This is a genomic window from Streptomyces termitum, from assembly GCF_014650175.1.
GTDB classification, from domain to species: Bacteria; Actinomycetota; Actinomycetes; order Streptomycetales; family Streptomycetaceae; genus Streptomyces; species Streptomyces termitum.
The window spans coordinates 32,560-53,173 of the sequence record NZ_BMUL01000010.1; the positions used below are offsets into that span (position 1 = coordinate 32,560).

20 protein-coding genes are annotated in these 20,614 nt (G+C 75.3%); 8 read left to right on the forward strand and 12 right to left on the reverse strand.

Annotation, left to right across the window (positions count from 1 at the left end):
* The first annotated feature begins 414 nt into the window (after nucleotides 1–414).
* On the forward strand, nucleotides 415–1,818 hold the full coding sequence (locus IE219_RS19625) for a CLIPPER-2 domain-containing protein (protein WP_189979210.1): 1,404 nt from the start codon (nucleotides 415–417) through the stop codon (nucleotides 1,816–1,818).
* 32 nt (nucleotides 1,819–1,850) lie between these two features.
* Here the strand turns inward: IE219_RS19625 and IE219_RS19630 are convergent, their stop codons facing one another.
* On the reverse strand, nucleotides 1,851–2,531 hold the full coding sequence (locus tag IE219_RS19630) for a response regulator (protein ID WP_189979215.1): 681 nt from the start codon (nucleotides 2,529–2,531) through the stop codon (nucleotides 1,851–1,853).
* 171 nt (nucleotides 2,532–2,702) lie between these two features.
* Between IE219_RS19630 and IE219_RS19635 the strand changes: the two genes are divergently transcribed.
* From IE219_RS19635 to IE219_RS19645, 3 genes are all read left to right on the forward strand, one after another.
* The gene (locus tag IE219_RS19635; RefSeq protein WP_189979217.1) at nucleotides 2,703–3,647 is read left to right on the forward strand and encodes an ABC transporter ATP-binding protein; all 945 of its coding nucleotides are present in this window, start codon (nucleotides 2,703–2,705) and stop codon (nucleotides 3,645–3,647) included.
* Nucleotides 3,644–4,399, forward strand: a complete 756-nt coding sequence (locus IE219_RS19640) for an ABC transporter permease (RefSeq protein WP_189979219.1) — start codon at nucleotides 3,644–3,646, stop codon at nucleotides 4,397–4,399. Before IE219_RS19635 ends, IE219_RS19640 begins: the two co-directional genes overlap by 4 nt.
* Before the next feature lie 100 nt (nucleotides 4,400–4,499).
* Complete coding sequence (locus IE219_RS19645) at nucleotides 4,500–6,089, forward strand: sensor histidine kinase (RefSeq protein ID WP_189979221.1); 1,590 nt, start codon at nucleotides 4,500–4,502, stop codon at nucleotides 6,087–6,089.
* Between the two features lie 9 nt (nucleotides 6,090–6,098).
* Here the strand turns inward: IE219_RS19645 and IE219_RS19650 are convergent, their stop codons facing one another.
* Complete coding sequence (locus tag IE219_RS19650) at nucleotides 6,099–6,635, reverse strand: GNAT family N-acetyltransferase (protein WP_189979223.1); 537 nt, start codon at nucleotides 6,633–6,635, stop codon at nucleotides 6,099–6,101.
* A 193-nt stretch (nucleotides 6,636–6,828) separates the two neighbouring features.
* On the opposite strand from IE219_RS19650, the gene cseB reads away from it, so the two are divergent.
* The 4 genes from cseB to IE219_RS19670 all read left to right on the forward strand — a co-directional run bounded on the left by cseB (nucleotide 6,829) and on the right by IE219_RS19670 (nucleotide 11,068).
* The gene (gene cseB / locus IE219_RS19655) at nucleotides 6,829–7,563 is read left to right on the forward strand and encodes a two-component system response regulator CseB (protein ID WP_189979225.1); all 735 of its coding nucleotides are present in this window, start codon (nucleotides 6,829–6,831) and stop codon (nucleotides 7,561–7,563) included.
* Complete coding sequence (locus IE219_RS19660) at nucleotides 7,560–8,822, forward strand: ATP-binding protein (RefSeq protein WP_229849874.1); 1,263 nt, start codon at nucleotides 7,560–7,562, stop codon at nucleotides 8,820–8,822. The genes cseB and IE219_RS19660 overlap by 4 nt, the downstream gene beginning before the upstream one ends.
* 117 nt (nucleotides 8,823–8,939) lie before the next feature.
* Complete coding sequence (locus IE219_RS19665) at nucleotides 8,940–9,893, forward strand: D-alanyl-D-alanine carboxypeptidase family protein (RefSeq protein WP_189979227.1); 954 nt, start codon at nucleotides 8,940–8,942, stop codon at nucleotides 9,891–9,893.
* Between the two features lie 158 nt (nucleotides 9,894–10,051).
* Nucleotides 10,052–11,068: an endonuclease/exonuclease/phosphatase family protein gene (locus tag IE219_RS19670; RefSeq protein WP_373298863.1), complete on the forward strand. Its 1,017-nt coding sequence runs from the start codon at nucleotides 10,052–10,054 to the stop codon at nucleotides 11,066–11,068.
* Nucleotides 11,069–11,092: 24 nt separating this feature from the next.
* Here the strand turns inward: IE219_RS19670 and IE219_RS19675 are convergent, their stop codons facing one another.
* The 10 genes from IE219_RS19675 to IE219_RS19720 are packed head-to-tail and all read right to left on the reverse strand — an operon-like array spanning nucleotide 11,093 to nucleotide 20,614.
* The gene (locus IE219_RS19675; protein ID WP_189979228.1) at nucleotides 11,093–11,881 is read right to left on the reverse strand and encodes a hypothetical protein; all 789 of its coding nucleotides are present in this window, start codon (nucleotides 11,879–11,881) and stop codon (nucleotides 11,093–11,095) included.
* A 47-nt stretch (nucleotides 11,882–11,928) separates the two neighbouring features.
* Nucleotides 11,929–12,474 carry an Rv1363c family protein gene (locus tag IE219_RS19680; RefSeq protein ID WP_189979229.1) on the reverse strand — a complete coding sequence of 182 codons (546 nt, stop codon included), beginning with the start codon at nucleotides 12,472–12,474 and terminating at the stop codon, nucleotides 11,929–11,931.
* Nucleotides 12,475–12,500: 26 nt separating this feature from the next.
* Nucleotides 12,501–13,217, reverse strand: coding sequence for a hypothetical protein (locus IE219_RS19685; RefSeq protein WP_229849876.1), 717 nt, complete (start codon nucleotides 13,215–13,217; stop codon nucleotides 12,501–12,503).
* Nucleotides 13,214–13,735 (reverse strand): hypothetical protein, encoded by a 522-nt coding sequence (locus tag IE219_RS19690; protein ID WP_189979230.1) that lies wholly within the window; start codon nucleotides 13,733–13,735, stop codon nucleotides 13,214–13,216. Before IE219_RS19690 ends, IE219_RS19685 begins: the two co-directional genes overlap by 4 nt.
* A complete protein-coding gene (locus IE219_RS19695; protein WP_189979231.1) occupies nucleotides 13,732–15,012 on the reverse strand; it encodes an MCE family protein in 1,281 nt (426 codons plus the stop codon). Before IE219_RS19695 ends, IE219_RS19690 begins: the two co-directional genes overlap by 4 nt.
* Nucleotides 15,009–16,244: an MCE family protein gene (locus IE219_RS19700; protein WP_189979232.1), complete on the reverse strand. Its 1,236-nt coding sequence runs from the start codon at nucleotides 16,242–16,244 to the stop codon at nucleotides 15,009–15,011. Before IE219_RS19700 ends, IE219_RS19695 begins: the two co-directional genes overlap by 4 nt.
* Complete coding sequence (locus tag IE219_RS19705) at nucleotides 16,241–17,266, reverse strand: MCE family protein (protein WP_189979233.1); 1,026 nt, start codon at nucleotides 17,264–17,266, stop codon at nucleotides 16,241–16,243. The genes IE219_RS19700 and IE219_RS19705 overlap by 4 nt, the downstream gene beginning before the upstream one ends.
* Nucleotides 17,266–18,312 (reverse strand): MCE family protein, encoded by a 1,047-nt coding sequence (locus IE219_RS19710; protein WP_189979235.1) that lies wholly within the window; start codon nucleotides 18,310–18,312, stop codon nucleotides 17,266–17,268. Before IE219_RS19710 ends, IE219_RS19705 begins: the two co-directional genes overlap by 1 nt.
* Nucleotides 18,309–19,364, reverse strand: a complete 1,056-nt coding sequence (locus IE219_RS19715) for an MCE family protein (RefSeq protein WP_189979237.1) — start codon at nucleotides 19,362–19,364, stop codon at nucleotides 18,309–18,311. Before IE219_RS19715 ends, IE219_RS19710 begins: the two co-directional genes overlap by 4 nt.
* Nucleotides 19,361–20,614, reverse strand: a complete 1,254-nt coding sequence (locus IE219_RS19720) for an MCE family protein (RefSeq protein WP_189979239.1) — start codon at nucleotides 20,612–20,614, stop codon at nucleotides 19,361–19,363. The genes IE219_RS19715 and IE219_RS19720 overlap by 4 nt, the downstream gene beginning before the upstream one ends.

The window sequence follows — 20,614 nt, forward strand, 5'->3', positions numbered from 1 at the left end:
GACCGGTGCGGCGGGGGCCGCCTCCCGGCCGTCGCGGAACGATCCCGTACGTCCGTCAACGCGATGTGCGGAAATTCGCCCCGCGCGATGGCGAGGTTCCGTCAGACGGCGGTGTCATCAGGCCAGTACAGGTGGCACGCGAGGAACCGCTGGGGCGTACGGGGCGGGCGGGGCGCCCCCGGAGACGCCCTGCCAGGCGACGGGGCCGCGACACAGGGTGACGGCGTGCCCAAACCTTCCAGCCGATAGTGGCCAGGACCCCTCCGCCGCGACTTTACGTGAACCTGTGCGGAGTGCTGAGCTACGGGGCGTTCCCGGCCCCGCCCTCCCCCGTGCCGTCCGCGCCCCGGACGGCACGGCCGGCGGGACCACGGCGCACCGTCGACCGACCGTCGACCGACTGGAGAGGTCAGCATGAGCACTCCTCCCGGCACCCCGCTGCGGGTCGCCCTCGTCAACGGAAGTTTCGAGGAACCGGCCGTCACCGACATGGCGCTCCTCCCGGACGCCTCCCAGACCCAGGCCCCGGGCCGCGTCCCGGGGTGGCTCACCACCGCGACGGACCACCTGATCGAGCTGTGGCACTCCGGCTTCAACGGCGTCCCCTCGACGGACGGGCAGCAGTTCGCCGAACTCAACGCCAACCAGGTCTCGACGCTCTACCAGGACCTGCCGACCTCCCCCGGCACCAAGCTGTACTGGCGGCTCTCCCACCGGGGCAGGCTGGGGCAGGACACCATGGCCCTGGACATCGGCGCTCCCGGCCGGGCCGTCGAGCAGCGCACCTTCAGCGACGGGAACACCGCCTGGGGCCACTACACCGGCACCTACACCGTGCCCGCCGGGCAGACCACCACCCGCTTCGCCTTCCGCTCCGTCTCCGCCGCCGGGGGCAACCAGGGCATCGGCAACTTCCTCGACGGGGTCTTCTTCGGCACCGCCCCGCTCGTGGTGCTCGCCAAGACGGCGATCCCCGTCGGCCCGCTCGACGTCGGCGACGTCGTCACCTACCGCGTCACCGCGCGCAACGAGGGCGGCGGCGCCGCCGAACGGCTCGTCCTGACCGACGTGCTGCCGCCCGGCACCGCCTACGTGCCCGGCTCGCTGCGGATCGTCGACGGGCCGAACGCCGGGGCGAAGACCGACCGGGACGGCGACGACCAGGCGGCGTACGACCCCGAGTCCCGCACGGTCGTCTTCCGGCTCGGCACCGGCGCCTCCGCCACCCAGGGCGGCAGCCTCGCCAACACCGCCGCGCTGCCGGGCGGCACGACCGTCGAGTACCGGGTCGTGCTCGGCCTGGAGACCGCCGGGACCCGGGTCGTCAACACGGCGACCGCCGCCTACGAGAACCGCCTCGGGGCCACCCCGGAGGCGCTGACCGCCACCTCCGACGAGGCCGCCACCGAGGTCCGGCCCGCCGCCGACCTGGACGTGGCCAAGTCCGCCGACGCCACCACCGTGACCGTCGGCCAGACCGTCACCTACCGGGTGGCCGTCCACAACTCCGGCCCGAACCGGGCGACCGGCGTCACCGTCGCCGACCGCCTCCCGGCCGGTCTCGCCTTCCTCTCCGCCGAGCCCTCCGCCGGCTCCTACGACCCCGCGACCGGCCGGTGGACGGTCGGCGAACTGGCGGTCGGCGCCCGCGCGACCCTCGTGCTGCGGGCCAAGGCCACCCGGACCGGACGCCCCGTCAACACGGCCACCGCGACCGCCGCCGAGAAGGACCCCGACCCCTCCGACAACACCGACTCCGTGGCCGTCTGCGTCGAACCCGCCCCGGCCTGCTGCGAGCCGTGCGTGCCGCGCGGCTGACCGGCCGTCCCCCCGCGGGCCCGCCGCAGCCGTCAGGCGCCGCGCGGCGGGAGGAGGCCCGCCTCGTGCGCGGCGATGGCGGCCTCCACCCGGTTGCGGACGCCCAGCTTCGTCAGCACGGCGCTGACGTGGGCCTTCACCGTGCCCTCCACCAGGTGCAGCCGGTCCCCGATCTCGGCGTTGGACAGGCCCGCGCCGACCCCGGCGAGCACGTCCCGCTCCCGCTCCGTCAGCCGGTCCAGGGGGCGGTGCGGGTGCGCCGAGCGGTGCGCCCGCATCCCGGCGACCACCCGGGCCGCGACGCGCGGGGACAGATAGGCGCCCCCGGCGCCCACCGCCCGCACCCCGTCGAGGAGTTCCCTCGGATCGTCCGCCTTCAGCAGGAAGCCGTCCGCGCCCTCTTCGAGCGCCCGGGTGATGTACGCGTCCTGGCCGAAGGTCGTCAGCACGATCACCCCGACGCCGGGCAGCTCCCGGTGGAAGCGGGCCGCCGCGCCCAGCCCGTCGAGGCCCGGCATCCGGATGTCCAGCAGGACCACGTCCGGCCGGTGCCGGCGCGCGAGCTCCAGGGCCTCCCGCCCGTCGCCCGCCTCGGCCACCACCTCGACCCGCGGGTCCCGCGCCAGGATGGCCCGGACCCCGGCCCGGACCATCGCCTCGTCGTCCGCGACCAGCACCCGGACCGGCCGCCCGCCCGTCGTCTCGTCCTCCATGCGAGGAGCCTACGGCCGGCGGCGGGCCCGGCGGGTCCGCCCCGGGGCGGGCGGGCACCCCCGACGAAGGTCGGGTCGCTCCTTCCCTTCGTCCGGTGGGCACCGGCCCCGCCCGCTCCTAGCGTCGGTGGTCCCGCGGCGGAGGGCCGCGGACGACCGCTGAGGAGACCTGTGATCAGCCTTCGGGGACTGACGAAACGCTACGGCGGCACCCTCGCCGTGGACGACCTGACCTTCGACGTCCGGGCCGGGCTCGTGACCGGCTTCCTCGGTCCCAACGGGGCCGGGAAGTCCACCACCCTGCGGATGGTCCTGGGCCTGGACCACCCCACCCGGGGCCGGGCCCTGATCGGCGGCCGGCCCTACGCGGAGCTGCACCGGCCGCTGCGCGCGGTCGGCGCGATGCTCGACTCCCGCGCCGTCCACCCGGCCCGCTCCGGCCGGGCCCACCTGGTCGCCCAGGCACGGGCCGGCGGCATCCCGGTCCGCCGGGTGGACGAGGTCCTGGAGGCGGTGGGCCTGGGCGCGGCGGCCCGCCGGCCGGCCGGGACCTACTCGCTGGGGATGAGCGGGCGGCTCGGGGTGGCGGGCGCCCTGCTCGGCGATCCGGCCGTGCTGGTCCTGGACGAGCCGGTGAACGGCCTCGACCCGGAGGGCGTGCGCTGGATCCGGCGGCTCGTGCGCGAGGAGGCGGCCCGGGGCCGCACCGTCTTCCTCTCCAGCCACCTGATGAGCGAGATGGAGCTGACCGCCGACCGGCTGGTCGTCATCGGCCGGGGACGGCTGCTGAGCGACACCTCCATGGCGGACTTCCTGGCCTCCGCGTCGCCCCCGTCGGCGCGCGTCGCGGTGCCCGACCCCGAGGAGCGGGCGGCGCTGGCGCGCGGGCTCGCGGCGCTCGGCGGGGTGAGCGTCGAGGCGGCGGCTGACGGCTCCCTCGCGGTCGGCGGCCGGACGGCGGCGGAGGTCGGCGACCTGGCCCACCGGTGCGGCGCCCGGCTGCACGGCCTGCGCGACGTCCGGGTGTCGCTGGAGGAGGCGTACATGGAACTGACCGCGCACAGCGTCGAGTACGCGGCGGGCACCGGCGGCGGGCACGGGGAGGAGCGGGCATGAGACTCCCCCTCCTCTCCCCCGCCTTCCCGGGGACGGTCGGCTCCGAGTGGGGCAAACTGTGGTCGGTCCGGTCCGCCGGGCTCTGCCTCCTGGCCGCCCTCGTGGTCACCGGCGTGTTCTCGTACTACTACGGGGCGATCGCCCGCATCAACGGGCACCCGGTCCAGCCCGTCGGGAACGCGGCGGCCTCCTCCGTGGTCCTCGTCCAGTTCGCCTTCGCCGTCCTGGCGATGGTGGCGGTGACCTCCGAGTACACGACGGGGAGCATCCGGGCGACCCTGCTGTGGACGCCCCGGCGGCACCGGGTGCAGGCGGCGAAGGCCCTGGTGGCGGCCGGGGTCGCGTTCTCGGGCGGGACCGTCTGCGCCGTGCTGGGCACGGCCGTCGCCTGGGGGGCGTTCGACGGGCGGGCCTCGTTCGACGCGGGCACGACGGCCCGCCAGGTCCTCGCCGTGGGCGTGTACCAGGCGCTCGTCGCCGTGCTCACGGTGGGCGTGGCCTTCGCCGCCCGGCACCCGGCGGGCGCGCTGGCCGTCCTCGTCTCCCTGCTGTGGGCGGTGCCCAGCACGCTCCTCGGGCTCGGTGCCGCGACCGTCGTGGACGGCCTGCCGTACGGGGCGGGCGGCCACTTCGTGAGCGCGGGGGCGGGCGGCGCCCCGTACGGCCCGGTGACGGCGGTCCTGATCGTCGCCGCCTGGGCCGCCGCCGCCCACCTGGCCGGCCGGTACGCCCTCCACCGCGCGGACGCCTGAGACGCTCCGCGCGGAGACCCGGCCCCGGCCGGAGGCGTGTCCGGGTGGGCGTCGGAGAATCGACGGAGCGTCCCCCGTCACCGACCGGAAGGCACGGCCCATGCGGCATCCGCTTCCCCGCCCGTCCCGGCCCGTGCTCACGGACGCGGCCCTGTGGGCCGGGCTCACCGCCGTCACCGGCTACGGCTTCCTGGAGACGGACTCCGCCTCGCTCGTCCCCGACCTGCTGCTGCCGTCGGCCGTCCTGGCGGTCGCGGTGCCGCTGTCCCGCCGGCGGCCGGGCGCGGCGGTGCTCCTCGCCGGCGGGCTGTGCGCGCTGGGCCTGGCCGACCCGGTCACCCCCGCCGGCCCCCAGGTCCTGTCCCTGGCGGTGCTGAGCTTCCTGCTCGGGGCGCGGGTCGCGGCGGCCCGGGGCCCGCTGCTGGTGCTCGCCGCCTGCCTGGCCCTCGCCGTCGCGGTCTGCGCCGTGCTGCGGGTGCAGCCCGTGTGGTGGTTCTACGCCCTGACGGTGCTGCCCGCCGCCCTGCTGCCGCCGTGGCTGGCCGGGCGGCACTGGCGCGGGCGGCGTGAACTGGTCCGGGAGGGCTGGCGGCTGGCGGTGGGCCTGGAGGAGCGCCAGCACCTCGTCGCGGAGCGGGCCCGGCTGACCGAGCGGACCGACATCGCCGCCGACATGCACGACTCCCTCGGTCACGTGCTGAGCCTGGTCGCCCTGCGGGCCGGGGCCCTGGAGCTCTCCCCCGACCTGACCGCGCGCGACCGCGCCGACCTGGCCGAGCTGCGCGGGACGGTCGCGGACGCCGTCGAACAGCTGCGGGAGACCGTCGCCGTCCTGCACGAGCCGCGCGCGTCGCCCGGCGGGGACGACACCTCCGTCCCGGAGACGGTCGAGGAGCTGCTCGGCCGGGCGGTCGCCTCCGGGGTGCCGGTGCGCTGGGAGCGGCGCGGCCCGGTGCCGGCCCTTTCACCGCTGGTCGAGCGGGGCATCCACCGGGTGGTGCGGGAGGCCCTGACCAATGCCGTGAAGCACGCGCCGGGCGCCCCGGTCCGGGTGGAGATCGTCCACGAGGCCGACCGCACCCGGGTCGGCGTCGTCAACGGGGCCCCGCCGCCGGGGGCCGCCGCCGGGGCCGGTCCCGAAGGCGGGCGGCGGGGGCTGACGGGGCTCCGGGAGCGGGTGTCGGTGCTCGGCGGATCGCTGCGGACGGAACCGTACCGGGGCGGGTTCCGGGTGGGCGCGGTGCTCCCGCACCGGCCGCCGGGCCGGCGCGCCCCGGCGGCCCTCCCGGACCCGGGGGCCGCGCCGGAGTCCGCCCGGCGGCTGGCCGAGGCGCGGCGCACCGCGCGCCGCCGCTCGGCCCTCGCCCTCGTGGCGCCGCTGGCGGCGGCCGCGTTCTTCGTGCCGGCCGCCGGCTATCTGGCCCGGCAGCTGACGACGGGGGTGCTGCCGCCGCACCGGTACGACCGGCTGGAGCCGGGCCGGACCCGGGCCGAGCTGGCCCCGCTGCTCCCGGCCCGCCCCTTCCCGTACCCGCCCGACCACGTGCGCGCCGCCCCGGCCCCGGCCGGTGCCCGCTGCGAGGCGTACCGGTCCGGGCCCGACCTGCTGCACCAGGTCGACTTCTACCGGCTCTGCTGGTCCGGCGGCGTCCTGGTGTCCCGGGACACGATCCGGGCGGACCCGCGCTGAGCGGCGGGGTCAGCCGGTGGCGTGCGGGTCGCGGACGTAGCGGTCGTAGAGGACGCCGTCCGGGTCGTGCGCCCGGCCGGCGGGGGTGAAGCCGGCCCGGCGGGCGACCGCGGCGGAGGCCGGGTTGCCCGGGTCGACCTTGATGACGGCCTCCCGGCCACCCTCGCGCGCGACGTACGGGAGCAGCAGCAGGACCGCGCGGGTGGCGAGGCCCCGGCCGCGCCAGGACGGGTAGAGGCCGTAGGCGACGTTGACCTGGCCGGGGTCGAGGCCCGCGGCGGAGAACCGCACGTCGATGGTGCCCGCGAGGACGGGGCCGCCGTCCGGGCCGCCCGCCGTCCGGATGCCGAAGGCGCGCAGCGGTCCGGCGGTCGCCCACTGCTCCCGGCAGTGCCGGAAGTACGCCTCGGCCCCCTCCCGGGTACTGGGGGCGCCGCTGAGCCACCGGACGAGCAGGGCGTCCTCGCCCGCGAGGTGCGGCCCGACGTCGTCGGCGCGCAGCGGGGAGAGGGTGACGGTGCCGTCGGAGAGGGTGACGTCGCTCATCCGGTGATGATGGCCGCCGGGGCGGGCGGCGCGCCACCGGTTTCCCCGGCGGGCGGCCCCGCTGTGCGGCGGCTGCCGCGCGATCGTGCATCAGCCGTGTATCAGCGCAGGTCAGGTGCTTCTCCGTGGTGGGGGCGGCGGAGGGGGTGGGGCATGATGGGGGCCCGCCCGGCCCCGTCCCCGAGGGATGCACATGTCTGACTCCGCCCCGGCCCCTGCGCCGGACACCGCGCCCGCGCCCGTGACGATTCTGCTCGTCGAGGACGACGAGGTGATCCGGCGGTCCGTCGCGATGGCCCTGGAGCGGTACGGCTACCGGGTGCTCGTCGCGGCCGACGGGCTGACCGGGCTCGAATTGTTCCGGGAGGGGCGCCACGACCTGCTGCTCCTCGACGTGATGCTGCCGGGCCTGGACGGCATCGGCCTGTGCCGGCGGATCAGGGAGACCGCGACCGACCCGATCCTGATGATGTCCGCGCGCGGCGACGCCCTCGACGTGGTCTCCGGCCTGGAGGCCGGGGCCGACGACTACGTGGTGAAGCCCGTCGACACGGCCGTCCTGGTGGCCCGCATCCGCTCGCTGCTGCGGCGGTCCGCCTTCGTCCCGCAGGAGACCGGCCGGCCCGGCCCGGCGGAGACCGCCGGGCCGCTGGTCTTCGGCGACCTCTCGCTCGACCCGGCCGCCCTGGAGGTCCGCAGGGGCGGCGAGCGGGTCGCGCTCGCCCCGACCGAACTGCGCCTCCTCCTCCAGTTCGCCGCCCACCCCGGCATCGTGCTGGACCGGCAGACCCTGCTGCGCGAGGTGTGGGACTACGGCTGGGACGGCGACACCCGGGTCGTCGACCTGTGCGTGCAGCGACTGCGCAAGAAGATCGGCGCCGACCGCATCGAGACGGTCCGGGGCTTCGGCTACAAGCTCAAGCGGTGAGCGCCGCCCCCCGGAGGGCGGCGCGCCTCCGTTCCCTGCGCTGGAAGATCGTCCTCCTGGTGGCCCTGGCCTGCGCGTCGATGGCGCTGACGGTCGGCCTGCTGGTGCACGAGTCGGTGCTGCGGCGGTCCCTGCACGAGGGCTCGGGCAAGGCCCTCGCGGCCCTGGCGCAGGCCCGCGACGAGGCCGCCGCCACCAGCACGGAAGGACCCGTGCGGACCCCCGAGGAGCTGCCGGAGGCGCTGCTGCGGCAGGTCGAGCGCGACGGCGAGGCCACCCTGTACGAGAACGAGCCCCCGGCCCCCGTCTTCTGGGCCGCGCGGAAGGAGGGCGGGAAGCTGTACGCGGTCGAGGCCGACATGACCGCCGACCTGCTGACCCGGCAGGCCCTCGACCGCCACATGTGGAAGTACTCGCTGCTCACCCTGGGCGTGGTCGTCCCGGCCACCGCCCTGGCCACCGAGCTGCCCGCCCGGCGGCTGCGCCGGGTCGCCCGCACCGCCCGCCGCATCACGGCGGGCGACCTCGACGCGCGGACGGGCCCGATGCGCGGGGGCGACGAGGTCACCGGGATCTCGGCGGTCGTCGACTCCATGGCCGACAGCCTCCAGCGGCGGATCGACACCGAGCAGCGCTTCACCGCCGACGTCGCGCACGAGCTGCGCACCCCGCTGATGGGCCTGGTCACCTCGGCCGGTCTGCTCCCCGAGGGCGAGGCGACCGACCTGGTCCAGGACCGGGTGCGGGTCCTGCGCGACCTGGTCGAGGACCTGCTGGAGATCTCCCGGCTCGACGCGGGCGCCGAGCGCGCCCAGCCGGGCCCGGTCGCCCTCGCCGGGCTCGTCCGGGACGCGGTGGCGCGCACGGGGCTCGCGGCGCACGTGACCGAGCGGGACCCGGCGGTGGTCGAGACCGACCCCCGGCGCCTGGACCGGATCGTCTCCAACCTGGTCGTCAACGCGCACCGGCACGGCGCCGGGCCGGTGGAGGTCGAGGTCTCCGGCCGGACGGTGACGGTCCGGGACCACGGGCCGGGCTTCCCCGCCGACCTGCTGGCCGACGGCCCCCGGCGGTTCCGCACCGGCACCGCCGAGCGGGGGCGCGGCCACGGCCTGGGCCTGACCATCGCCTCCGGTCAGGCCGGGGTGATCGGCGCCGTCCTGGACTTCGCCAACGCCCCCGGGGACGGCGGGGCGGTCGCGACGCTCCGGCTGCCCCCGGACGGCCCGGCGCCCGGGGACGGCCCCGGGCCGGACTGATACACGACCGATGGGTTCCCGAGCGCGGGCGGCGCCCCCGCGCCCGTGGTCCGGACGCCTCGCCCCCGGAGTCTTGCTGCCGTACCGATCCCGTACCGCAGCCCCTGGAGGCGGCCCGTGTCCCTTTCCCGCTCCCCCCGTCGCCGCCTCGTCGGCGGCACCCTGGCCCTGGCCCTGCTGACGGGCCTGACCCTCGCCGTCGTCGGCCCCTCCGACTCCCCCGCCGGACCGGGCGACGGGCGGCGGCCGGTCCTCGACATCGGCCCGGTGCCGTGGCCGGAGGAGGGCCAGAGCGCCGTCGACCTGGAGGGCACCGGTTCGCTGGGCGAGCGGGGCGGACGGCGGCCGGTGCCGATCGCGAGCCTCACCAAGGTGATGACCGCCTACGTCGTGCTCCAGGAGCACCCGCTGCGGCCCGGCGAGGAGGGCCCCCTGATCGAGGTCGACCAGCAGGCCGCGTACGAGGTGGGCGTCGGCGGCGAGTCGACCGTCCCCGTCCGGGCCGGTCAGCGCTACTCGCAGCGCCGCCTGCTGGAACTGCTCCTGATCCCCTCCGGGAACAACATCGCCCGCCTGCTGGCCCGCTGGGACTCCGGCGACCAGGACGCCTTCGTGGCGAAGATGCGGCGGGCCGCCGGGAAGCTCGGCATGAAGGACACCACCTACACGGGGGCGAGCGGCATCGAGCCGACGACCACGAGCACCGCGCCCGACCAGGTCCGGCTGGCGCGGGCGGCGATGGCGGACCCGGTCTTCCGGGCGGTCGTGGCCGGCCGGAGCGTCACCGTCCCCCACCTGGGGACCATCACCAACACCAATCCGCTGCTGGACGACCCCTGCGTCGTCGGCATCAAGACCGGCTCCAGCACCCCGGCGGGCGGAAACCTGCTGTGGGCCTGCGAGGTCCGCGTCGGCGGCGCCTCCCGGCTGCTCGTCGGCGCCGTCCTGCACCAGCGGGCGGACACGACGCCCTCCGAGGGGCTCCGCGCCGCCGTGGACAGCAGCCGCCGCCTGCTCACCGGCCTCCGCGACCGGCTGTCCGAGCCCCGGACGGAGGGCGGAGCGCGATGACGGACACGACAGACGCGACGGCGACGGTCAGGACGCCCGTGGTGAGGGCAGCGGAGAACGCGGAGACGGTGAAGACGCCCGTGGTGACGGAGACGGCGGAGACGGTGAGGACCCCCGTGGTGACGATGGCGGAGACGGTGGAGACCCCCGTGGTGACGATGGCGGAGACGGCCAGGACGGTATGTACGACCTCCGGTCCCGAGGGCCCCAACGGCGCCCCGCGCGCGGTGCCCGCCTCGCGCCGGTGGCGGCGGCCGGGCGCGGTGACGGTGCTCTGCTCCGGCCTCTTCTCGGCGGCCCTCGCGGGGCACGGCCTGCTGCCCCAGCTGCCCGGCCGGCTGACCAGCCTGGCCGAGACCCTGCTGCCCTGGACGGCCCTTGCGGTCCCCGTCCTGGTGGCCCCGGCGGTGCTGCGCCGGGCGTGGCGGGCGGCGGCGGTGGCCCTGGTGCTACCGACGGCCGCCTGGCTGGGCGTCCTCGGCGGCGCGCTGGCCGACAAGTCGTCCCCCGGCGGGGACCTCACCGTGGTCAGCCACAACGTCAACCAGGCCAACCCCGACCCCGAGGGCACCGTGCGGAGCCTGCTCGCGGCCAAGGCGGACGTGCTGGCGCTGGAGGAGCTGAGCCCGAAGACGGCGCCCGCCTACGAGCGGGCCCTCGCGGACGCCTACCCGTACCACTCCTACCAGGGCACGGTGGGCCTGTGGAGCGTCCATCCGCTGCGCGACGCGCGGGGCCTGACGATCATGCCGTGGACCCGGGCCATGCGGGCCACCGTGGACGCGCCCGGCGGGCGGATCGCCGTGTACGTCGCCCACCTGCCGTCGGTCCGCGTCGGCCCGGCCGGCTTCACCACCCGGACCCGCGACGAGGCGCTGGGCCTGCTGGCGGCGGAGGTCCGGGCCGAACCGGTCCGGCGCGTCGTCCTCCTCGGCGACCTCAACGGCTCCACCGCCGACCGGGCGCTGCGGCCCCTCACCGACCGGCTGTCCTCGGCCCAGGAGACGGCGGGCGCGGGCTTCGGCCTCACCTGGCCGGCCCGCCTCCCGGTCGTCCGGATCGACCAGATCCTCTGCGACGGCGTGCGGGCCGTCTCGGCGTGGACGCTGCCCGCCACGGCCAGCGACCACCTCCCGGTGGCGGCCCGGATCGTCCTCTCCCCGGACGGTTCCTGACGGGCGGTTCCTGACGGGCGGTTCCTAGCGGCCGAAGGTGTCGATGTTCTCGACCAGCCAGCGGCCGTCGCGCAGGACGACGTCCACGGCGAACATGGCACCCGCGTAGACGCCCTGGTCCTGGGCCTGGCCGTCCTTCTTCGCGTCCTTCTTCGCCCCGGCCGTGCTGACGCTGCTCTGGTCGGCGTAGACGAGGACCCGGGCGCGGTCGCCGTCGATGCGCTCGACGGCGCTGTCGGTGACGGTGGTGGTGATGACCATCTTCTGCCGGGCGGCCTGGGCGAGGACCCCGCCGAAGAGGGTGCGGTGCTGTTCGACGGCCTTGCCGGTGAGGTGGGTCTTCCCGGCCTTCTCGAAGGCGGCCGGGTCGGCGTGGTCGTAGGAGAAGAGGGCGGCGACGGCCGCGGCGGTACGGCCCTTGACCTCGCTGGTGCGGGCGAGGTCGGTGAGGGCGGTGTTGGCGCGGGCCGGGTCGTCCCGGAGCGCCCCGGCCCTGCTGTGCGCCCAGCCGGCGAAGCCGCCGAGGAGGAGGGTGAGGACGCAGAGGACGGCCAGCGGCAGGAGGCGGCGCGGGCGCGGGCCGTCCTGCGCCCCGCCGGTCCGCCGGGCCCCGGGCGCGGGCTTCTTCTTCCGGGCCGGGCCGGTTTCCGCCTTCTCCTCCGGGGCGGGACCGGCCTCCGTGCCGGTGTCCGTGCCGGTCATGGGGTCGGTGGCGGGGTCGGTCAGGACGTTCCCGGGGGCGCGGCGGGCCGACGGCTCGGCGAGGGCCTGGCGGCGGCGCTGGCGGTTGAGGTGGTGGCGGGTCGTCGACATGGTGCGTGTCCTTTCGGCGGGTGGCGGCTCTCGGGGGGCGGGCCCGGTCAGCCGCCGGAGGCCGTACCGCCCACGGGGGCCTGTCCCAGGCCGCTGAGCTTCCACTGGCCGTCGACGCGGGTCAGCTCGCCCAGCATGCGGCTGTCCTTGTCGGTGCTCTTGGCGTCGGAGGTGGTGACGGTGATGCGCAGGGCGACGAGCATCCGGGCCCGGCCGGCCCGGTCGTCGAGCTCGGTGACGGCGCCGGACAGCACGCGGGCCGTGGTCACCGTCCGTGCCTCCTTCACCTGGCCGGCGAACTGCTGACGGCCCTCGACGAGTTCCTTGTGCAGCTCGCCCGTGGTGGAGGACTCCCAGAGGTCGAGTCCCTGGTCCACCCGCCGGTGGTCGAGGGTGTTGAGGTTCTGGACGGCCTGCTGGCCCGCCGCGAGGGCCCGGTCGCGCTGCGCGGCGTACGCGGCGGAGCCGTCGTGGGCGGCGGCGTACCAGCTCTGGCCCTGCCAGGCCGCGAAGCCGCCGGCGACGAGGGTGAGCACGAGGGCCGCGGCGAGCGCCGGCCGGTTGCCCGTCGTGGTGCGTACCAGGCGTTTCATGGGTTCTTCCTTCTCCCGCCGGGGGTTCAGCGGGCCTTGATGTCGGCGATCAGCCACCGCTCGCCGTCGAACCGCGCGGTGACGGTGAGCTGGGCGGCGACGGAGCTGGTGGCGCCCTTGCCGCGCCGCGAGGTCTGGTCGAGGAAGACGAGGACGCGGGCGCGGTCCCCGTCGAGTTCGACCACGCCGGTGCGGACGGCCTGGGTGGTGAGGGAGACCTTCTGGCCGGCGAGGCCGGTGCGGACCTGGGCGATCAGGTCCTGGTACTGGCGGGCGGCGCGGCCGGTGAGCACGGTCCGGGCGGAGCGTTCGGCGCTGTCGGTGCCGGCCGGGGTGTAGGAGAAGATCCGGGCGAGTCCTTCGGCGACGTCGCCGCCGACGCGGGTGGTGGCCTCGGTGTCGGTGAGCGCCCTGTTCTGCGCCGAGGGGGTGGAGCGGAGCTGGTGGGCGGCGTGGAAGAAGGCGCCGCCGCCGAGGAGGAGGGCGACGACGGCCGTGACGACGACGGCGGTGCGCCGGGTTCTGGTACGGCGGCGTTCCCCGTCGTCCTCCCCGTCGGCCCCGTCGCTCTCGGGGTCCTCCGGGGTGTCGCCGGGCTCCGCGCCCGCGCGCGGTTCCGGGTCCTTCCGCCCCGCCCTCGGAGCCGTATCCGCGTCCTTTCCGGAATCGGCCTCCAGGTCGGTCTCCGGGCCGGTCTCCGGGATCGTCTCCGGGTCCGTCGTGTCGGCGGGCAGCCGGGTCATCCGTCCTCCCCCTTCTCCCGCGCGGCCTCGGTGACGGGCACCGCGCTCAGGGCCGAGACCTTCCAGGTGTCGTCGTCCGTGCGGGTCAGGACGGCCTCCAGGCGCTTGCGGTCGCTGGTCGCGGCGGCGGAGCCGCGCGGGGTGACGTCGACGCGGAGGGTCGCGATGAGCTTCGCGGTGCCCGCGCGGGCGTCGAGCGCGGTGAGGGCGGCTTCGGTGACCGTGGCGCGGGCGGAGGCGCCCACCGCGGGCGCGGTGCCGCCGAGTTCGGTGCGGAGCGGGCCGGTGGAGGCGTCGCGCCAGGCCCGGATGCCCGCTTCCGCCGCCCCCTTGGTGGAGGCGTCGAGGGTGTTCAGGACGGTGAGGCGGTCGCGGCCCTGGGCGAGCGCGGTGTCCCGCTCCCGGCCGAAGGCGAGTTCCTCGTCGGTCCTGGCCTGACCGTAGGTCCAGGCACCGGCGCCGCAGACGCCGAGGGCCAGGACGAGGGCGCCGACGGCGGCGGCGCGGGCGCGCCTCACCGGCCGCTCCCGCCGCCGAGGCCGAGGAGTCCGGCCATGTCCTCGGGCGCGTCGGCCCGGCCGGGCAGGGCGAGCGCGCCGGGCAGCGCGGTCCCGGCGGTGTCGCCTGCGGTCCGGGCGCCGCTGCCGGAGGGCAGGGAGCCGGGCCGGGCGGGCTCGGGGACGGCGCCGCGCCCGGGGGCGTGGGCGGAGCCCCGGACGTTGACGCCGGAGGAGGCGGGGGCGGTGCAGGAGGCGCCGGTGTTGAGGGCGGGGGCGGTGCCGAGGTCGAGGCCGTTGCGGTAGCGGGTGGCGCCGTAGCCGGAGGTGCAGGGCAGCGGCTGGAAGAAGGTGACGGCCATGCCGACGTTGAGGCGGCCGTTCTCGACGGCGGAGGCTCCGGCGGAGACCGCCGCCGGGAACCGGACGAGGAGTTCCTCGGTGCCGCGCTGCCGGGTGACGGCGATCTCGGAGGTGGTGAGGAGGTTGGCGAGGACGACGCCGAGGCTGGGGTCGAGGTCGCGCAGGAGGCCGCTGACCTGGCCGGTGGCCTCGGGGGCTTCGGCGAGGACGCGGCGCAGGTCGGCGTCGGAGCCCTTGAGGGCGGCGGCGAGGTCGCGGGCGCCGGTGGCGAAGCCCCGGATGGCGCGGCTCTCGTCGGCCTGGGTGCGCAGGACGGTCTCCCCGTCGTTGATGAGCCGGGTGGTGGCGGGCATGGACCGGTCGGCGGCCTCGATGAAGCGGCTGCCGTTGTCGAGGAGGGCCTGGAGGTCGTCGCCGTGGCCTTCGAAGGCGGTGCCGAGTTCGTCGACGACGGTGCGCAGGGAGTCCAGCGGCACGGAGCGGGTGAGGTCGTTCATGCTGGTGAGGACGTCGGTGACGGGGGCCGGGACCTGGGTGTCGATCTGGTCGATGCGGGCGCCCTCGGCGAGGTAGGGGCCGCCGTCGCTCTCGGGGCGGAGGTCGATGTACTGCTCGCCGACGGCGGAGAGTCCGGCGACGACGGCCTTGGCGTCGGCGGGGATGCGGGGCGCGGACCGCTTGATGCGGAGTTCGGCGACGACGCCGTCGGCGGTGAGGTCGATGGCGCCGACGCGGCCGACGGAGACGCCCCGGTAGGTGACGTCGGAGTGGGTGAACAGGCCGCCGGTGCGGGCCAGGTGGACGCGGACGGTGTAGTGGTCGGCGACGCCGGTGTAGCGGCCGAGGTCGGCGTAGCGGATGCCGAGGTAGCCGAGGACGAGGACGGCGATGACGAGGAAGGAGATGTTCTTGATCCAGACGGTACGGGTGATCATCGGCGGGCGCCTCCGTCCGCGGGGGTGGTGACGGGCGGCAGCGGGAGGCCCGTGCCGCCGCTTCCGTTCTGCCGGCGGAGGCCGGCCCCGGGGTCGGTGGGTTCCTCGGTGGGTTCCTCGGTGGGGTCCGGGCGGGGCGTCTCGTCCCGGGGGACGAGCGGCGGGATGACCTCGGTGCCGGGCGTGGCCGCCAGGTGGAGGTAGGTGTTGAGGTAGTCGCCCTTGATGCCCCGCATCACCTCGTCGGTGAAGGGGTACGTGAGGAGCGCCTGGAGCGAGTCGGGCAGGTCGGCGCCGGAGTCGGCGAGCGCCTTGAGGGTCGGCGCGAGGGCCTTGAGGTCGGCGACCATGTCCTTCTTGCTGGCGTCGACGGTGGAGACGGCGACCCCGGAGAGGGTGTCCAGGGAGCGCAGCATGGTGATGAGGGAGCCCCGCTGGTCCTCCAGCGTCTTCAGGCCGGGCGAGAGGCCGGTGAGGACGGTGTCCACGTCGTTCTTGCGGCCGGCGAGGGTGGTGGAGAGGCGGTTGAGGCCGTCGAGGGCGCGGGTGATGTCGCCCCGGTGCTCGTCGAGGTTCTTCACCAGGGTGTCGACCCGGTTGAGCATGGAGCGGACCTCGGGTTCGCGGCCGCCGAGCGCCTTGTTGAGTTCGCGGGTGATGGTCTTGAGCTGGTTGACGCCGCCGCCGTTGAGGAGGAGGGAGAGGGCGCCGAAGACCTCTTCGACCTCGGTGTTGCGGCTGGTGCGGGCGAGCGGGATGACGCTGCCGTCGGTGAGGCGGCTCCCGTCGCCGCCGCCGGCCGCGGTCCGCTGGACGCCGCCCTGGGCGGTGTCGGTGCGGAGGGGGGCGACGAGCTGGATGTACTTCTCGCCCAGGAGGCTGGACTGTTCCAGGCGGGCGTTGGCGTCGGCGGGCAGCCGGACGTCGCCGTTGATCGCGAGGGTGACGCGGGCGGACCAGCCGTCGGTGCCGACCTCGATGCGGGTGACGCGGCCGACGGCGACGTCGTTGACCTTGACCGCGGCCTGCGGCACCAGGCTGAGGACGTCGGCGAGTTCGGCGGTGACGGTGTACGGGCGGGGACCGAGGTCGGCTCCACCGGGCAGCGGGAGGTCCTCGATGCCGTCGAAGCGGAGCGGGAGGGCGCCGAGGACGAGGGCGAGGCCGAGGACGACGACTCCGGCGGCGCCGGCTCCGGCGGCCTTCCGGGAGGGGAGGGCGGCGCGCTTCATCGCTTCTCCTTCCCGCCGGTCGAGGCGGAGCCGCCGGCCACCGGCAGCGGGAGCAGGGGGCCGCCCATGCTGATCTCGTTGAGGTTGGCGCGGCCGTCGAGGGTGCGGGTGTCCTCGTTGTAGGCGTTGACGAGGTTGGTCGCGGCGAGCGGGGCGGTGTCGAGGGCCTCGGCGAGGGAGGCGCGCTGGTCGACGAGGGTCTGGGTGAGGGGCACGAGCCGGTCCACGTTCTTCTTGAGTGCGCCCCGGTTCTCCTGGATGAAGGTCTTGACCCGGGCGAGGGCCTTGCCGAGTTCCTTGAGGGCGCCGGCGAGGTCGTCCTTGTTCTCGGCGAAGTAGCCGACGACCTCGTCGAGGCGTTCCTGGGCGGTGCGGACGTCGCCGTCCTTCTCCTTGAGCATGGTGGTGAAGGTCTGGAGCTGGCCGAGGGTGGCGAACAGGTCGTCGCTGCTGCCGTCGAGGGTCTTGGCGGCCTTGCCGAACTGTTCGATGGAGTCGCCGATGGCGGCGCCGTTGCCCTTGAGGTTCCTGGCCCCGGTGTCGAGGAGCCGGGAGAGGGCTCCTTCGGCGTTGGCGCCGTCGGGGCCGAGGGCGTCGCCGAGGTCGGTGATCGACTTGTAGAGCTGGTCGATCTCGACGGGGACGCGGTTGCGGGAGGCGGGCAGTTCGGCGCCGTCGGCGAGCGAGGGGCCGGAGCTGTAGGCGGGGGTGAGCTGGACGTAGCGGTCGGCGACGATGCTGGGGGCGACGACGACGGCGGCGGCGTCGGTGGGGACGCGGACGCCTTCGTCGAGGCGGAGGCGGACGCGGACCCGGGTGCCCTCGGGGTGCACGGACTCGACCTCGCCGACCCGGACGCCGAGGATCCGCAGGTCGGATCCGGCGTAGATGCCGACGGCCTGGTCGAACCAGGCGGTGACGCGGGTGCCCTCGTCGTCGAGGACGCCCGCGGCGGTGAGTCCGCCGGCCGCGAGCACCGCGAGGGCGATGCCGGCGACGAGGGGTTTCCTGGCTCTGCTCATCACTCACCCTTCCCCTGCGCCGTCGCCTTCTGCTTCGGCGGCATGCATCCGGTCGTGGGCTGGGAGCCCTCCGGCAGGTAGGTGCGGGGCACCACTCCGCAGAGGTAGCTGTCGAACCAGCGGCCGCTGCCGAGGGTGTTGCCGACGAGCCGGTAGTAGGGGCCGACGAGCGCGAGCGTCTTGTCGAGCTGGCCGCTGTTCTTCTCCAGGACCTCGGTGACCCGGCCGAGGGCCTTGAGGGTGGGGCCGAGCTGGCGGTCGTTGTCGTCGACGAGGCCGCTGAGTTCGGTGCCGAGGGCGCGGCTGCCCTTGAGGAGGGCGCGGATGGCCTCGCGGCGCTTGCGGAGTTCGCCGAGGAGGGAGCCGCCGTCCTCCAGGAGGGTCTCGAAGCTGGACTTCTTGTCGGCGAGGGTCTTGGTGAAGGTGTCGCTGTTCTCCAGCAGCTTGGCGATCTCGGCGTCGCGCTTGGAGACGGTCTTCGACAGGGCGGACAGGCCGTCGGCGGCGTTGCGCACGTGCGGCGGGGAGTTCTTGAAGGTGTCGGAGATCGTCTCGAAGCTCTCGGCGAGCTTCTCGGTGTCGATGGCGTCGGTCGTGCGGCTGAGGTCCTGGAAGGCCTCGGTGACGTCGTACGGGGAGGTGGTGCGGGTCCGCGGGATGCGGGTGCCGGGGTCCTGGGGTGCGGAGCCGAGCGGGTCGAGCGCCAGGTACTTCTCGCCGAGGAGGGTCTTGATGGCGATGGCGGCGGTGGAGCGGTCGCCGACCCAGGCGTCGCCGACCTCGAAGACCACCTTGACCTTGGGGCCGTCGAGGGAGACGCCGGTGACCTCGCCGACCTTGACGCCGGCGATGCGGACCTCGTCGCCGGCGTCGAGGCCGGCGGCCTCGGAGAAGTCGGCGCTGTAGGAGGTGCCGCCGCCGGCGAAGGGCAGGCGGTCGGCGTTGTAGGCGACGGCGCCGAGGAGGGCGAGGACGAGGAGGCCGACGACGGCGACGGTGATCGGGTTGCGTTCCTTCACCGGCTTGATTCCGATGCGGGGGCTCATCCGCGGCACCTCGATTCGGTCACGGTGATGCCGGTCGGCGGCTTGGAGCCGTCGGACGTGCCGACGCCGGTGACGCGTGCCTCGCACAGGTAGAGGTTGAACCAGGACCCGTAGGAGGAGAGGCGGGCGAGGGCGGTCATCTTGCCGGGGGTGTGGGCGAGGAAGGACTCGATGGCGGGGGTGTGCTCGCCGAGGGTGGTGGAGAGGCGGCCCAGTTCCCTGATGTCCTTCTTGAGCGGGGCGCGGCCGTCCTGGAAGAGGCCGGCGGTGGTGGTGGTGAGGTCGCCGATGGCCTGGACGGCCTGGCCGAGCGGCTTGCGGTCGGTGTTGAAGCCGGTGACGAGCTTCTGGAGGGTGACGACGAGGTCCTCGAAGGCGGCCTCGCGGTTGTTGATGGTGGTGAGGACGGTGTTCAGGTTGGTGACGACCTGGCCGATGACCTGGTCCTTGGCGGCGACGGTCCGGGTGAGGGAGCCGATGTGCCGCATGAGGCTGTCGACGGTGCCGCTCTCGCCCTGGAGGACCTGGACCAGGGAGTCGGCGAGGTCGTTGACGTCGGCGGGCGAGAGGCCCTCGAAGAGCGGCTTGAAGCCGTTGAAGAGGAGGGTGAGGTCGAGGGCGGGCGTGGTGCGGTCGAGCGGGATGGTGTCGCCGTCCTGGAGGGTGCCGGAGAGTTCCCCGCTGCCGCGGCCGAGGGAGACGTACCGCTGTCCGACCATGTTGAGGTACTTGACGGAGGCGGTGGCCGAGCGGGGCAGGGCGCGGTCCTCGCGGACGGTGAAGGTGACCTGGGCGGTGCGGCGCTGGACGACGCGGACGTCGGTGACCTCGCCGACCTTGACGCCGGCGATCCGGACGGAGTCGCCCTTGACGAGGCCGGTGACGTCGGTGAACAGCGCCTTGTAGGAGAGGGTCTCGGAGCCGACGCCGGTGTTGGCGATGCTGAGGCCGAGGACGGCCGTGGCGAGGGCGGTGACCAGGACGAAGAGGAGGGACTTGACGACCGTGCCGGTGAGGCCGCGGCGGCGGGTGTGGTCGGTGCGCGGGGTCATCGGAGGGTCACCTCCGCTCCGCGGAAGGCGGGTCCGGCGAGCAGGCTGCTCCAGTCGGGGAGTTCCGCGGGGGTCTTCTTCGCGGCGGGCGCGAGGAGTTCGGTGACGAGGTCGTTCTCCTGCGGGGAGTTGGCGGGTCCGAGGTCCTGTTCGGCGGCGGCGGAGGCCCGTGCGGCGGGCGCGGCGGCGGCGCCGAGGTAGGGCACGGGGTAGCAGCGGGGGCCGCCGCCGGCGCCGTAGGAGGGGGTGTCGCGGCCGGGGGTGTAGGCGCCGCGCGAGGGCACGGTGGTGACCTCGACGTGCAGGCCGGGCCGGTCGGTGCCCTTGCCGAGCGCCTTGTCCATGGCGGGGACGAACTGGGCCAGGGTGCGCAGGGTGCAGGGGAAGGAGGAGGAGTACTCGGAGAGCAGTTCCAGGGTGGGCCGGCTGGTGGCGCTGAGCCGGATGATGTTGTCCTTGTTCTGGCGCAGGAAGGCGGTGAGGTCCTGGGCCGTGCGGGTGGTGGCGCCGAAGGTGCCGGCGAGCCGGCTCTCCTGTTCGGCGAGGGTGCCGCTGGTGGTGGTGAAGTCGGTGAGCGCGGTGACGATGTCGGGGGCGGCGTCCGCGTAGAGGTTGCTGACCTTCACGAGTTCTTTCAGGTCGCGGTTGAGGGCGGGCAGTTGGGGGTTGAACTCGCGCAGGTGGGCGTCGAGCCGGGCGAGGGTGTCGCCGAGCTTGTCGCCGCGTCCTTCGAGGGCCTGGGAGACCGCGGAGAGGGTCGCGGAGAGCTTCTGCGGCTGGACGGCGGTGAGCATGGGCAGGACGTTGTCGAGGACCTGCTGGAGTTCGACGGCGTTGCCGGAGCGGTCCTGCGGGATGACGGCGCCGGGGGCGAGCTTCGCGCCCGAGGGGTTCGGGGGCGGTACGAGGGCGACGAACCGCTCGCCGAAGAGGGTGGTCGGCAGCATCTGGGCGCGGACGTCGGAGGGGACGTGCTCCAGGGCGCCGGGCTTCATGGCGAGGGTGAGGCGGGCGCCCTCGCCGGTGGCGGCGATGGCGCGGACCTCGCCGACGACGACGCCGCGGAGTTTGACCTCGGCGCCGAGGTGCATCTCGTTGCCGACGCTGCCGGTCTCGACGACGACCGGGTCGGAGTCGGTGAAGCTCTTCTGGTAGACCGCCACCGCCAGCCAGGCCAGCAGGGCGGGCACCAGCAGGAAGACGATTCCGGCGAGCCGGAGGCGGGTGGTCGTGCCGTGTGGTTCGCTCAT

What these genes read in the sequence shown, in the direction of transcription:
- IE219_RS19700 (WP_189979232.1), bottom strand. Translation starts at nt 16,244, where the DNA reads ATGAAGCGCGCCGCCCTCCCCTCCCGGAAGGCCGCCGGAGCCGGCGCC.
- IE219_RS19650 (WP_189979223.1), bottom strand. Translation starts at nt 6,635, where the DNA reads ATGAGCGACGTCACCCTCTCCGACGGCACCGTCACCCTCTCCCCGCTG.
- IE219_RS19715 (WP_189979237.1), bottom strand. Translation starts at nt 19,364, where the DNA reads ATGACCCCGCGCACCGACCACACCCGCCGCCGCGGCCTCACCGGCACG.
- IE219_RS19675 (WP_189979228.1), bottom strand. Translation starts at nt 11,881, where the DNA reads ATGTCGACGACCCGCCACCACCTCAACCGCCAGCGCCGCCGCCAGGCC.
- IE219_RS19685 (WP_229849876.1), bottom strand. Translation starts at nt 13,217, where the DNA reads ATGACCCGGCTGCCCGCCGACACGACGGACCCGGAGACGATCCCGGAG.
- cseB (WP_189979225.1), top strand. Translation starts at nt 6,829, where the DNA reads ATGTCTGACTCCGCCCCGGCCCCTGCGCCGGACACCGCGCCCGCGCCC.
- IE219_RS19705 (WP_189979233.1), bottom strand. Translation starts at nt 17,266, where the DNA reads ATGAGCAGAGCCAGGAAACCCCTCGTCGCCGGCATCGCCCTCGCGGTG.
- IE219_RS19640 (WP_189979219.1), top strand. Translation starts at nt 3,644, where the DNA reads ATGAGACTCCCCCTCCTCTCCCCCGCCTTCCCGGGGACGGTCGGCTCC.
- IE219_RS19710 (WP_189979235.1), bottom strand. Translation starts at nt 18,312, where the DNA reads ATGAGCCCCCGCATCGGAATCAAGCCGGTGAAGGAACGCAACCCGATC.
- IE219_RS19625 (WP_189979210.1), top strand. Translation starts at nt 415, where the DNA reads ATGAGCACTCCTCCCGGCACCCCGCTGCGGGTCGCCCTCGTCAACGGA.
- IE219_RS19695 (WP_189979231.1), bottom strand. Translation starts at nt 15,012, where the DNA reads ATGATCACCCGTACCGTCTGGATCAAGAACATCTCCTTCCTCGTCATC.
- IE219_RS19645 (WP_189979221.1), top strand. Translation starts at nt 4,500, where the DNA reads ATGCGGCATCCGCTTCCCCGCCCGTCCCGGCCCGTGCTCACGGACGCG.
- IE219_RS19680 (WP_189979229.1), bottom strand. Translation starts at nt 12,474, where the DNA reads ATGAAACGCCTGGTACGCACCACGACGGGCAACCGGCCGGCGCTCGCC.
- IE219_RS19630 (WP_189979215.1), bottom strand. Translation starts at nt 2,531, where the DNA reads ATGGAGGACGAGACGACGGGCGGGCGGCCGGTCCGGGTGCTGGTCGCG.
- IE219_RS19720 (WP_189979239.1), bottom strand. Translation starts at nt 20,614, where the DNA reads ATGAGCGAACCACACGGCACGACCACCCGCCTCCGGCTCGCCGGAATC.
- IE219_RS19670 (WP_373298863.1), top strand. Translation starts at nt 10,052, where the DNA reads ATGGCGGAGACGGCCAGGACGGTATGTACGACCTCCGGTCCCGAGGGC.